The 12,829-nt window shown below is 66.6% G+C and carries 11 protein-coding genes; 5 read left to right on the top strand and 6 right to left on the bottom strand.

The annotated features are described in order from the left end of the window. Window positions 1–55: 55 nt before the first annotated feature. The 6 genes from CF70_RS02100 to CF70_RS02070 form a co-directional block, all read right to left on the bottom strand. Window positions 56–823, bottom strand: a complete 768-nt coding sequence (locus CF70_RS02100; RefSeq protein WP_035859677.1) for a ParA family protein — start codon at window positions 821–823, stop codon at window positions 56–58. A gap of 82 nt (window positions 824–905) precedes the next feature. Next, a complete protein-coding gene (gene rodA / locus CF70_RS02095) occupies window positions 906–2,048 on the bottom strand; it encodes a rod shape-determining protein RodA (protein ID WP_035859675.1) in 1,143 nt (380 codons plus the stop codon). Between the two features lie 12 nt (window positions 2,049–2,060). Further along, window positions 2,061–4,385, bottom strand: coding sequence for a penicillin-binding protein 2 (gene mrdA, locus CF70_RS02090; RefSeq protein ID WP_035859671.1), 2,325 nt, complete (start codon window positions 4,383–4,385; stop codon window positions 2,061–2,063). Window positions 4,386–4,457: 72 nt separating this feature from the next. Further along, complete coding sequence (mreD, locus tag CF70_RS02085; RefSeq protein WP_035859668.1) at window positions 4,458–4,970, bottom strand: rod shape-determining protein MreD; 513 nt, start codon at window positions 4,968–4,970, stop codon at window positions 4,458–4,460. Beyond that, complete coding sequence (gene mreC / locus CF70_RS02080) at window positions 4,967–6,007, bottom strand: rod shape-determining protein MreC (RefSeq protein ID WP_045238331.1); 1,041 nt, start codon at window positions 6,005–6,007, stop codon at window positions 4,967–4,969. The genes mreD and mreC overlap by 4 nt, the downstream gene beginning before the upstream one ends. Before the next feature lie 202 nt (window positions 6,008–6,209). Next, window positions 6,210–7,253, bottom strand: coding sequence for a rod shape-determining protein (locus CF70_RS02070; protein WP_035859663.1), 1,044 nt, complete (start codon window positions 7,251–7,253; stop codon window positions 6,210–6,212). A 626-nt stretch (window positions 7,254–7,879) separates the two neighbouring features. Between CF70_RS02070 and gatC the strand changes: the two genes are divergently transcribed. The 5 genes from gatC to gatB all read left to right on the top strand — a co-directional run bounded on the left by gatC (window position 7,880) and on the right by gatB (window position 12,783). Further along, window positions 7,880–8,179 (top strand): Asp-tRNA(Asn)/Glu-tRNA(Gln) amidotransferase subunit GatC, encoded by a 300-nt coding sequence (gene gatC, locus CF70_RS02065; protein WP_035859661.1) that lies wholly within the window; start codon window positions 7,880–7,882, stop codon window positions 8,177–8,179. Between the two features lie 94 nt (window positions 8,180–8,273). After that, entirely contained in the window at window positions 8,274–9,779 is a 1,506-nt protein-coding gene (gatA, locus tag CF70_RS02060) for an Asp-tRNA(Asn)/Glu-tRNA(Gln) amidotransferase subunit GatA (RefSeq protein ID WP_035859659.1), read from the top strand. Continuing rightward, complete coding sequence (locus CF70_RS02055; RefSeq protein WP_035859656.1) at window positions 9,776–10,243, top strand: hypothetical protein; 468 nt, start codon at window positions 9,776–9,778, stop codon at window positions 10,241–10,243. Before gatA ends, CF70_RS02055 begins: the two co-directional genes overlap by 4 nt. Before the next feature lie 5 nt (window positions 10,244–10,248). Beyond that, window positions 10,249–11,205 carry a dienelactone hydrolase family protein gene (locus tag CF70_RS02050; RefSeq protein WP_035859654.1) on the top strand — a complete coding sequence of 319 codons (957 nt, stop codon included), beginning with the start codon at window positions 10,249–10,251 and terminating at the stop codon, window positions 11,203–11,205. A gap of 117 nt (window positions 11,206–11,322) precedes the next feature. Further along, the gene (gatB, locus tag CF70_RS02045) at window positions 11,323–12,783 is read left to right on the top strand and encodes an Asp-tRNA(Asn)/Glu-tRNA(Gln) amidotransferase subunit GatB (RefSeq protein WP_035859651.1); all 1,461 of its coding nucleotides are present in this window, start codon (window positions 11,323–11,325) and stop codon (window positions 12,781–12,783) included. Window positions 12,784–12,829: the final 46 nt, after the last annotated feature.

Below are 12,829 nucleotides of genomic sequence, written 5' to 3'. Positions count from 1 at the left end.
CAGGGGGATGTCGTACGGCTTTTGGGTGCAAAAACCAACACCGCTCAATAAAACCCTATCCCACCAACTCCCGATGCAAAGCCAAATACTCCAACGCCAGCTTATGCCTCGGATCCAGATGAATCATCGGCATCGCATGCTGATGCGACTCCCGGATCTTCACCGACGAAGACAACCGTGAATTCAGCACCGGCAACCCCTCGCCAACCAGTTCTTCAACCAGCTGCAACGGCAAGCTGGCACGCGGCTGGAACTGGTTGATCACGATCCCCTCGACTTCCAGGTCAGCATTGTGGTCATGCTGGATCTCCTTCACATTGTCGAGCAGCGTATAAAGCGCACGGCGCGAGAAATCGTCGCAGTCGAACGGAATCAGGCAGCGCTCGACAGCGATCAACGCGGAGCGGGTATAGAAATTCAAAGCCGGCGGCGTGTCGATGTAGATCGCGTCGTACACCGCTTCCAGCTCGATCAGCGCATCGCGCAGCTTGTAGATCTTGTAGCGGGATTCGAGCTTGCCGTGCAGCGCGTCGAGCTCGGGATGGGCGGGCATCACATCGAGGTTCTCGAACGGCGTGGCATGGATGAACGAGGTGACTTCCACCGGCTTGAAGCTGTACGTCAGCGCGGTGTTGAAGAAGTCTGCCACGGTCGGGGTGGCTTCCGCAGCCTGCGTGCCGAGCAGGTACTGGCTGGAGTTGCCTTGCGCATCCAGGTCGATGACCAGGGTGCGCAGGCCTTCGCTGGCACTGATGGCCGCCAGGTTGCAAACGATGGTCGACTTACCGACACCGCCCTTCTGATTGAATACGACGCGCCGCATTTGAGCCCTTGGATGTGAACGTGCCAAAGGGAAGAGGATACCCTAGCGCGGTGTCATTTCAGAGGCCAAATCGCGCGACAGGCTACGTCTGTATCAGCCGCTTCTGACGCGAGATACTCATCAGTATCCCGATCCCCATGCCCAGCGTCACCAGCGCCGTCCCGCCATAGCTCATCAACGGCAACGGCACCCCCACCACGGGCAGGATGCCGCTAACCATCCCCATGTTGACGAACGCGTAGGTGAAGAAGATCAGCGTGATCGCCCCCGCCAGCAGCCGCGAGAACAGCGTCGGCGCGTTGGCCGCGATATACAGCCCGCGGAAGATCAGCAGCAGGTACAGCACCAGCAGCACCGCATTGCCCACCAGGCCGAATTCCTCCGAGAAGACCGCGAAGATAAAGTCGGTGTGCTTTTCCGGGATGAACTCCAGGTGCGTCTGCGTGCCCTTCAGCCAGCCTTTGCCGAAGACGCCGCCGGAGCCGATGGCGATAATGGACTGGATGGTGTGGAAACCCTTGCCGAGCGGGTCGGTGGTGGGATCGAGCAGCGTGCAGATGCGGTGCTGCTGGTAGTCGTGCAGGATCGGCCAGTTCACGCCAGGGGCGCAAATATCGTGCTCGAAGCTGACCAGCGCGGTGATGGCCACCACCACGATGGCTAGCAGCGGCAGGATGATCTTCCACGACAGGCCGGCGAAATAGATCACATAGAGACCAGCGGCCATCACCAGCAGACCGGTGCCAAGGTCGGGCTGCTTGGCGATCAGGCCGACGGGCACGAGCAGCAGCACCAGCGCCAGCACGAAATCGAACCACCTGACCGAGCCCTCCCGCTTCTGGAAGTACCACGCCAGCATCAGCGGCATGGCGATCTTCATGATCTCGGAGGGCTGGATCACCATGCCGACATAGAGCCAGCGGCGCGCGCCCTTGCGAATCAGGCCGAACATCGCCACCGCGACCAGCAGGGCCACGCCTACCGTGTAGAGCGGCACCGCCACCCGCATCAGCGTCTGGGTTGGCAGGTAAGCGATGACCCACATCACCACATAGGAGAGCAGGATGTTGCGCAACTGGTCCTCGACCCGGCCGGGCATGTCGATGGCGGCGGAGTAGAGCGCCACGATGCCGGTGGCGAACAGCAGGAAGACGATCAGCGCCAGCGGCTTGTCGAAGCCGGTGATGGCCGTCTTGATGAACGATAGGACGCGGCGGCGATCCATGGCGCGTCTCCTTCAGCGTGTAGCGTTGGCGTTGCCGCCGGCCGCGGCGGGCGCGGTTGCCGGCTTGGCGCGGGGTTTGGAACTGGCCGGACCCACCACGGCTTGCGCGGCAGGGGCGGGGGCCGGAGCCGGGCGGCTGTGGCCAAGGGCCTGCGCCATGCGCTCGTCCAGCGTCTGCACCGCCGAGGCCGGCGCGATGGCGGCGGGGTCGATCAACGGCGCCTGCACGGCGGAAGCGGCCGTGGCGGCAGCACCGGCACGGGCTGCGACGCGCGCGGCCGGCGCGCTGGCGCCTTCGCTGGTGGCGGCGGCCTCGCTGGCGCCCATGACCGTGGCGCTGGCGATGCTGGCGGTGTGGCCGGTGGTGAACACGCTGGGCGTATCCACCGGTGGCTTGCCGCCGGCACGCTCCGATGCGGGCGGGGCGATGTTCTCCAGCTCTGCCGGCCACTTGCCGAGCAGGTAGTAATCCATCACCTTGCGCGCGATCGGCGCGGCCACGGCGCCGCCGAAGCCGGCGTTTTCCACGATCATCGCCAGCGCGATTTTCGGGTTGTCGGCCGGTGCGAATGCCGTATAGAGCGCATGGTCGCGCTTGCGCTCGTCCAGCGCGTGGTGGTTGTACTTCTCGTTCTTGCCCATGGTGAAGGTCTGGGCGGTACCGGTCTTGCCGGCCGACTCGTAGGCTGCGCCGGCAAAGGCGCGCGCAGCCGTGCCCGAGTGCGTCACGCCGACCATGGCGCGCTTGATCACGTCGATATCGGCCTGCTTGAACGGCAGCCGGTAGCTTTCCTTGGGCACCGTGAGCTCGCGGTCGCGGGTTACGGAATCCTCCACCGCCTTGACCAGGTGGGGCTTCATCGCGGAGCCGTTGTTGACCAGGATGGCGGTGGCGTTGGCCAGCTGCAGGATGGTGAAGCTGTTGTAGCCCTGTCCGATCCCAAGGGAGATGGTTTCGCCGTCATACCACTTCCGCTGCTCGGGCTTGCGGTAGGCGCGCTGCTTCCATTCGGTCGACGGCAGGATGCCGCGGCTCTCGCCTTCGATGTCGATGCCGGTGATCTGGCCGAAGCCCAGCGGCTTCATGAAGTCATGAATGGCGTTGACGCCCATGTCGCGCGCCAGCATGTAGTAATAGGTATCGCACGACTGCACGATGGAGGCGTTCATGTCCACCCAGCCGTGGCCGCCCGGCTTGTCGTCGCGGAAGGTATGGTTGCCCAGCGTGAATGAGCCCGGATCGTGCATGCCCCAGGCTGCGGTGCGTTTGCCGGTGGTGAGCGCCGCCAGCGCCATGAACGGCTTGTAGGTCGAGCCGGGCGGGTAGGTGCCGCGCAGCGGACGGTTCAGCAGCGGCTTGTCGGGCGAGCCGTTGAGTTCGTTCCAGGTATTGGTGTCGATCCCTTCGACGAACAGGTTGGGGTCGTAGGTCGGCTTGGAAACAAAGGCCAGGATGTCGCCGGTGGCCGGCTCGATCGCCACCAGCGCGCCGCGCTTGTCGCCAAAGAGCGCCTCGGCCAGCTGCTGCAGGCGGATGTCGAGCGAGAGGATCAGATTGTTGCCGGGCGTGGCGGGGGAGGTGGACAGCGTGCGGATGGGGCGTCCGCCCGCGCTCACTTCCACTTCCTCGAAGCCGGTCAGGCCGTGCAGCTCGGTCTCGTAGCTCTGCTCGATGCCGATCTTGCCGATGTAGCTGGAACCCTTGTAGTTGTCGGCGTCCTTGCGCGGATCGTACTTGGCGCCTTCGGCGCTGTTGGCCTCGTCCATGGCCTCGATGCGTTCCTGGTCGCGCTGCGAGATCCGGCCGAGGTAGCCGATCACGTGCGAGGCGGACTCGCCCATCGGGTACTGGCGGAACAGCCGCGCGCGCACGTCCACGCCGGGAAAGCGGAAGCGCTGCGCGGAGAAACGCGCCACTTCCTCATCGGTGAGCTGGCTGCGGATCGGCAGGCTTTCGAAGCTGCGGGATTCTTCCATCAGCCGCTTGAAGCGGCGGCGGTCGCGCGGCTGGATGTCGATCAGCTGGGCCAGTTCCTCGATGGTGTTGTCGAGCGTGTCGGACAGCTTGGACGGCGTGATTTCCAGCGTGTAGGCGGAATAGTTGCGCGCCAGCACCACGCCGTTGCGGTCCATGATGATGCCGCGGTTGGGCTCGATCGGCGCCACCGAGATGCGGTTGTCCTCGGCCTTGGCCGAGTACTGGTCATGCTTGTACCACTGCAGCCAGAGAAAGCGCGTGAACAGCAGGCCGAAGCAGATCACGGCAAACAGGCCCGCCGCCGCTACGCGGATGCGGAAGCGGCCGAGCTCCTGTTCGACATTGCGTATTTCGGTCATGGTACTGCGTCAGCCTTGCGGTTTGCCGCGCACCCTACGGGGGCGCGGCGGGACATCGGTTGGGGTAAAGCGTCAGATCGGCCGGGTTTCATCCACGTCCGCGCTGCGGCGCTGCGGCGCCAGCAGCATGCCGGTGGCCAGCGGCCACAGCAGCGCCTCGATGCCCGGCGCCAGCAGCAGCTGCCAGCCGGGCAGCGGCGCGCCCATGGCCAGGCGGATCACCACCGGCACCGCGTGGGCGACGAACAGCAGCGGCAGCACGTGCAGCGCCTGCGTATAGACGGTGAACCACAGCACGCGGCGATGGATGGTGATGGCGAAGTACGCCAGCAGCGAGTAGGCCATGGCGTGCTCGCCCAGCAGGCGCGCATCGTGCACATCCATCAGCAGGCCGAGCGCGAACGCCACGCCCATGCCGACCTTGCGCGGCTGGTGGATGTTCCAGAACACCAGCACCAGCGCCACCATGTCGGGCACCCACAGCGTGGTGCCCCAGGGCATCAGGTTGAACAGGAAGGCCAGCACGAAACTCAGCGCGATAAACGCGGGGTTGACCGGGCGCAGCAGGTATTGGGGATTGGTCAACGCTTGACCTCCTTGGCGGCGGCGGGCTTGTCCGCGGGTTTTTCCGCCGCCTTGTCGGCAGGTTTGTCGGCCGGCTTTGCGGCGGGCTTCGCCGCCGGCTTGGCGTCGGCGCGTTCGGCGTCCTTTACGCCCGGCCGGTCGGCCCTGACGATCCTGGCTTCCTTGGCGTCGCGCGGGCCGTCGATGGATTCGCGCGGCGGCAGCTGGGCTTCGTAGCGGATCACCAGCAGCTGGCGGTGCGAGCGCACCCCGGCCACCGGCTCGCAGTACACACGCGAGAAGGCGGTATCCGCCTTGCGTTCGATCTGCACGATCCGGGCAACCGGCAGGCCGGGCGGGTAGGTGCCGTCCAGGCCCGAGGTGACCAGCAGGTCGCCCTGCTGCAGGTCCGCCGAGGCGGCCATGAAGCGCAGGTCCAGCAGGCCGGCGCGGGCGCCGCCGAAGGCTACGCTGCGCAGGCCGTTGCGCACGACCTGCACCGGGATGGCCTGTTCCTTGTCGGTCAGGAGCGTGACTTCGGACTGGAACGGCGACACGCGTGTCACCTGGCCGATCACGCCGCGTTCGTCGATCACCGGATAGCCCGCGCGCAGGCCGTGCTGGCTGCCGCGGTCGATCACGATGCGCTGGCTGTAGGGGTCGCGGGCGTCGTACAGGATCTCGGCCGACGTCACCGGCGTGGCCGACTGCTGCACCAGGCCGAGCAGCTTGCGCAACTGATTGTTCTCGGCTTCGAGCTGGGACTGGCGCACCGAGCCCTCGGCCTCGGCCACCATGCGGCGCCTGAGTTCGCGGTTCTCGCTGGCCAGGGCGGCCGCTGACTGGGCGTAGTCGAAGGTGGCGCGCAGCGCATCGCGCGGCACCAGCACGGTGCGCTCGACCGGCATCAGCACGGTGGCGGCAACCTGGCGTACCACGCGCAGAGCGTCAAAGCGCGCATCGACGATGAGCAGCGCCAGCGCGATCGTCACATAGAAGACGAGGCGCGCGACGGCGGAAGTGCCCTGCTTGAAGAGCGGCGGCGGAGTGTAATCCATTTACCCGTGCGCTGGCGGAAAGGTCTCCCGGTCCCGCAGGCACGACAGCGCCTCGGCGCGCCAGCCAGCGTGGCTGGGGCGTCGCGGCGCGGTGTGTTGCACGGGCTCGGGCCGGGTCGGGAGGGTGGCGCGGCACGGCGCGGCCCCGACCAGGTAATCCGGCAGGCCGCTTCGCGCCATGAGCGATTCCTCTGCTGACGCTTTATTCGTAAGAGAAGATGCTGCCCAGCTTGTCCATGCGTTCGAGCGCCATGCCGGAGCCGCGCACCACGCAGGTCAGCGGGTCTTCGGCAACCAGCACCGGCAGGCCGGTTTCCTCGGCCAGCAGACGATCCAGGTCGCGCAGCAGCGCGCCGCCGCCGGTCAGCATCATGCCGCGCTCGGCGATGTCGGCGCCGAGTTCCGGCGGGGTCTGTTCGAGCGCGATCTTGACTGCCGACACGATCTGGTTGAGCGGATCGGTCAAGGCTTCCAGGATTTCGTTGGAGGACACCGTGAAGGCGCGCGGGATGCCTTCGGACAGGTTGCGGCCCTTGACTTCCATTTCGCGGACTTCGGAGCCGGGGAAGGCCGAACCGATGGCCTTCTTGATGGCTTCGGCGGTCTGCTCGCCGATCAGCATGCCGTAGTTGCGGCGGATGTAGTTGACGATGGCTTCGTCGAACTTGTCGCCGCCCACGCGCACCGAACCCTTGTAGACCATGCCGCCCAGCGAGATGATGCCCACCTCGGTGGTGCCGCCGCCGATATCCACCACCATCGAGCCGGACGGCTCCGACACGGGCAGGCCGGCGCCGATCGCGGCCGACATCGGCTCCTCGATCAGGTACACCTGGCTGGCGCCGGCGCCCAGCGCCGATTCGCGGATGGCGCGGCGCTCGACCTGGGTCGAGCCGCACGGCACGCAGATGATGATGCGCGGCGAGGGACGCAGCAGCTTGGTGTCGTGCACCATCTTGATGAACTGCTTGAGCATCTGCTCGGTGACGGTGAAGTCGGCGATCACGCCGTCCTTCATCGGGCGGATGGCCTCGATGTTGCCCGGCACCTTGCCCAGCATCTGCTTGGCTTCCTTGCCGACCGCCTGGATGGTCTTCTTGGCGTTGGGCCCGCCTTCCTGGCGAATCGCGACGACGGACGGCTCGTCAAGGACGATGCCCTTGTCGCGCATATAGATCAGGGTGTTGGCGGTGCCGAGGTCGATCGCGAGATCGTTCGAGAAGTAGCTGCGGAGAAATCCGAACATCAGGAATCCTGTTTTCTGGTGGTTCGCGAGTATGCGAAGTGGCCGGCGCCGCTGCGGGGCCAGCCACGATATTCATAGCGACGGGTAGTATTAAGGCCCCCGGTCGTTCGGTGGGGCCGGCGCCGTTGCCAGCCTGCCACAGGGGGCGTGCTGTCAGGGCCGGGGCCGCCAACCAAGGCCGTCTCGCCGGGTGGCGGAAACGACCTGTACGGGTACCTTTGATTAGACCACGCGCGAAAGTTCGGTGGAACGGCACCGCAATTACAATTTAATTGCTGGCGGGGGCGGTCTAATCGGAGGAACCTGTCTGTATCCCTTGCCTGCCTTCGGCATCGCACCGCCGGCTGGTGGCCTGGCGATGTGGCCAATGCTGCGATCCGTGGGTCCGGGGGACCGCAGGGTGACCCACAAAGCTCCGCGGCACGCGGTTTTGCACCAATGTGCACCAATGTGACGAAGGCGCTGCCAAAGGATGGCAACGCGCAATGATACCTTATAATTCCCCCTGTTTCGGGGGCTTCTACCCCGAAAAAACCTGTAACTTTGACGATTCCCGGGCGCTCCCGGCAGCACTCGCCGGCCCGCCCCGGCCGCGCCCGCATCGCCTTTCGCACCGACCCCAAGCCATGGCTCTCGACCTATCCGACGTCAAGCGCATCGCCCACCTTGCCCGCATCGAAATCAACGATGCCGAGGCCGGGCAGACGCTTGTGCAGCTCAATCAATTCTTCTCCCTGGTCGAACAGATGCAGGCGGTCGATACCACCGGCATCGTGCCGCTGGCCCATCCGCTGTCCGCGGTGCGCGAGATGTCGCAGCGGTTGCGCGACGACATCGTGACCGAGTCCAACCGCCGCGAGGACTACCAGCGTCCCGCGCCGGCCACCGAAGGCGGCCTCTACCTGGTGCCCAAGGTCATCGAATAAAGGTCATCGAACACCGGCCCTCGAACCAGCGGCTGCGCCGCGCCGCCGCCAGGCGGCGCCGGCAGCCATCACCTGCCAAGCCAAACCGACCGACATGTCCTTTTCCGCATCTACCGTGACCTCCCTGCGCGAGCTCTCCGACGCGCTGGCGGCACGCACCGTCTCCGCCGAAGAACTGGCGCGCGATTACCTGGCCCGCATCGAGCAGGCCAGCGCGCTCAACGCCTTTGTCGACGTCAACCCCGAACTCACGCTGGCGCAGGCCCGCGCCGCCGACGAGCGCCGCGCGCGCGGCGAAGCCGGCCTGCTGACCGGCGTGCCGATCGCCCACAAGGACGTGTTCGTCACGCGTGGCTGGCGCGCAACAGCGGGCTCGCGCATGCTCGCCGACTATGAAAGCCCGTTCGACGCCTCCGTGGTCGAGCGCCTGGGCGCCGCCGGCATGGTCACGCTGGGCAAGACCAATATGGACGAGTTCGCGATGGGCTCGTCCAACGAGAACTCGCACTTCGGCCCGGTGAAGAACCCCTGGGATGCCAGCCGCGTGCCGGGCGGCTCCTCGGGCGGCTCGGCCGCCGCAGTGGCAGCCGGGCTGGCGCCCGCCGCCACCGGCACCGACACCGGTGGCTCGATCCGCCAGCCGGCCTCGTTCTCGGGTATTACGGGCATCAAGCCCACCTACGGCCGCGTGTCGCGCTACGGCATGATCGCCTTCGCCTCCTCGCTCGACCAGGGCGGCCCGATGGCGCACACCGCCGAGGACTGCGCCATGCTGCTGGGCGCCATGGCCGGCTTCGACGAGCGCGACTCGACCAGCCTCGCGCCCGCCCAGGGCGGTGTCGACGAGGACTACACGCGCCTGCTGGGCAAGCCGCGCGCCGGCGCCAGCGTTGAGAAGCCGCTGTCCGGGCTGCGCATCGGCCTGCCCACCGAGTATTTCGGCAAGGGGCTGTCGGCAGACGTGGAGCAGGCCGTGCGCGCCGCGCTCGCCGAGTACGAGAAGCTGGGCGCCACGCTGGTCGAGGTGTCGCTGCCCAAGACCGAGCTGTCGATCCCCGTGTACTACGTGATCGCGCCGGCCGAGGCCTCGTCCAACCTGTCGCGTTTCGACGGCGTGCGCTACGGCCATCGCGCCGCCGAGTACCGTGACCTGATGGACATGTACAAGAAGACCCGCGCCGAAGGCTTCGGCCCCGAGGTCAAGCGCCGCATCATGGTGGGCGCCTATGTGCTGTCGCACGGCTACTACGACGCCTATTACCTGCAGGCGCAGAAGATCCGCCGCATCATCGCCGACGATTTCCAGCGCGCCTTTACCCAGTGCGACGTGATCATGGGCCCGGTGGCGCCCACGGTCGCCTGGAAGCTGGGCGAGAAGAGCGCCGACCCGGTGCAGATGTACCTGGCCGACATCTTCACGCTGTCGACCAGCCTGGCCGGCCTGCCCGGCATGAGCGTGCCCTGCGGGCTGGGCGAGGGCGGCATGCCGGTTGGCCTGCAACTGATCGGCAACTACTTCGGCGAAGCCGAACTGCTGCAGACGGCGCACGCTTTCCAGCAGGCAACGGACTGGCACCTGCGCCGGCCTGCCAAGGCATGATCGCGCGGCGCTGGCTGGTCCGGCTCGCACTCGGCATCGGGCTGGCCGCCGCACTGGCGGCCTGCATTCCGCTGCCGCGCTTCGGCGGCGGGCCCACGCCGATCGCCAGCCGCGACATCGACCTTGCCGGGGATTGCCGCCGCACCGAGGAAGACGGCTTCCGCGAGGACGCCCAGCTGCGCGTGGCGGACAACAGCGTGCAGCAGTTGTCGTGGAAGCTGTGGGTGGGCAAGCGCGGTTCGTGCAGCTTCAACCTGGCCGAATTCCGCCAGACGAAGAAGAAGCCGCATATCGAGTTGCGCGCCAACGACGGCAGCGCCTGCAAGCTGATGATCTGGCAGGATCCGCGCCGGGTCACGCTGGCCCACGCCAATTGCGAGGCGCGCTGCTCGCCGGGCATCTACGAGGAAGCCTGGCCGGTGATGTTCGAACCCGGCACCGGCGGCTGCGCACAGACCCGATGAATCCGATGCACCCGCTCAGCGCCCTGTCCGGACTCGCCGCCCGCCTGCGGGATTTTTGCCTGGGCGCTTGCGCCTTGCTGCTGGCAAGCCACGGCGTGCTCGCGCATGCCTTCGTGCCGGAGGCCGGCATGCACGCCATGCCGCCGGCGCAGACGGTGCATTTTCCCGATGCCGACAAGGGCAATGCGCTCAGCGCCCACTGGTTCTTGCCGCAGCGCGGCGCGCTGGCGTCGGCGCAGGCATTGCCGGTGGTCATTGCATTGCATGGCTGCGCCGGGCTCTACCAAAGCGGCGGCGCGGATGCCGCGGCGCTGCAGGTGCGCTACCGGGAATACGTGCAATGGCTCTCCGCGCGCGGCTACGCTGTGTTGCTGCCCGACAGCTTCGGTCCGCGCGGCAAGCCGCAGGGCATCTGCACTGAAGCGCTGGCCGGGCGCGACATCGACGACGAAACGCGGCGCGGCGATGTCCTGGCGGCGCTGCGCTGGCTCGCGCGGCAGCCCGGCATCGACACGGCGCGCATTGTGCTGCTGGGCTGGTCCAACGGCGCGCAGGCGGTGCTCAGCACCATCGACGCCAGCCGCGACTGGCCGGCGGGCGCGCCGGCAATCGAGCGCGCCGTGGCCTTTTATCCTGGCTGCAAGCGCGCCGTGCAACGGCATGAATACCGCCTGCGCACGCCCTTGCTGCTGATGACCGGCGGCGCCGACGACTGGACCCCGGCCACCCGCTGCGCCATGTTGCGCGAGGCGGTCACGGCGCGCCAGCCCGATGCGCGCTTCCGGCTGGAGATCTATCCTGGCGCGTATCACGGCTTTGACGGCACCAGCGAGCTGCGGGTGCGGCGCGATGTGCCCAATGGCGCGAGTCCCGGCCGGGGCGTGACCGAGGGCGGCGACCCGGTCGCGCGCGGCGCGGCGCTGGCGCAACTGGATTCGTGGCTGGCCAGCCCGAATCCGTGAGATGAATACTGGTATGGCGCCGCGATCGGATGCGAAATGCGGCGCGATGCCGATGAATACGTAGCAGACGTAGCAAACACGTAGCAACACATACAGCACACGAACAGGAATACCGCCATGCAATGGGAAGTGGTGATCGGCCTCGAGACGCACACGCAGTTGTCGACGGCCTCCAAGATTTTTTCCGGTACCTCCACCGCCTTCGGCGCGGCGCCGAACACGCAGGCCTCGCCGGTCGACCTGGCGCTGCCCGGCGTGTTGCCGGTGCTCAACCGCGGCGCGGTCGAGCGCGCCATCGAGTTCGGCCTGGCGATCGGCGCCACCATCGCGCCGCGCAGTATCTTCGCGCGCAAGAACTACTTCTACCCCGACTTGCCCAAGGGCTACCAGATCAGCCAGTACGAGATCCCGGTGGTGCAGGGCGGCAGCATCAGCATCCAGGTTGAAGGCAAGAAGGGCGAGACCTACGAGAAGACCGTGCAGCTCACGCGCGCCCACCTCGAGGAAGACGCCGGCAAATCGCTGCACGAAGATTTCGCCGGCATGACCGGCATCGACCTGAACCGCGCCGGCACGCCGCTGCTGGAGATCGTCACCGAGCCCGACATGCGCAGCTCGGCCGAGGCCGTGGCCTACGCCAAGGCCCTGCACGCGCTGGTGATGTGGCTGGGCATCTGCGACGGCAATATGCAGGAAGGCAGCTTCCGCTGCGACGCCAACGTGTCGGTGCGCCCCTACGGCAGCCCCACGCTGGGCACGCGCCGCGAGATCAAGAACCTGAATTCGTTCCGCTTCCTGCAGCAGGCCATTGACTACGAAGTCCAGTGGCAGATCGCCGAGATCGAGGACGGCCGCGCCATCCAGCAGGCCACCGTGCTGTTCGATCCGGACACCGGCGAGACGCGCGCCATGCGCACCAAGGAAGATGCGCACGATTACCGCTATTTCCCCGATCCCGACCTGCTGCCGCTGGAGATCGACGCGGCCTGGATCGAGCGGGTGAAGGCCGCGCTGCCGGAACTGCCGGTGGCCATGCAGGCGCGCCTGGTGTCGCAATATGGCTTGTCCGCCTATGACGCCAGCGTGCTGACCGCGTCTAAGGCACTGGCTAGCTACTTCGAAGCCGTGGTCGCCGAAGCCGGTGCGGCCAATGCCAAGCCCGCTGCCAACTGGCTGATGGGCGATGTGTCGTCGCTGCTCAACCGAGAAGGCGTTGCGCTGGAAGCGGCTCCGGTCAAGCCGGCGCAGCTGGCCAGGCTGCTGGTGCGTATTGCCGATGGCACGGTGTCGAACAACACTGCCAAGAAGGATGTCTTTCCGGCCATGTGGGCGGGGGAGGAGGGTGGTGACGCCGACGCCATCATCGCGGCCAAGGGGCTGAAGCAGATGTCGGATTCGGGTGAGTTGGAAAAGATCATCGATGATGTGCTGGCGGCCAATGCGAAGTCTGTCGAGGAGTTCCGGGCTGGCAAGGAGAAGGCGTTTAATGCGCTGGTGGGGCAGGCTATGAAGGCTACCAAGGGGAAGGGGAATCCGGCGCAGGTTAATGAGTTGTTGAAGAGGAAGTTGGGGGTGTAAGGGGGCTTTGAGGGGGAGCTTGCTGGCTCCTTCGCGGTTTCTTTTT

Origin of the sequence: Cupriavidus sp. SK-3, from assembly GCF_000611145.1 — a bacterium.
Classification (GTDB): Bacteria; Pseudomonadota; Gammaproteobacteria; order Burkholderiales; family Burkholderiaceae; genus Cupriavidus.
This window is presented reverse-complemented; position numbering and strand designations above follow the sequence as displayed.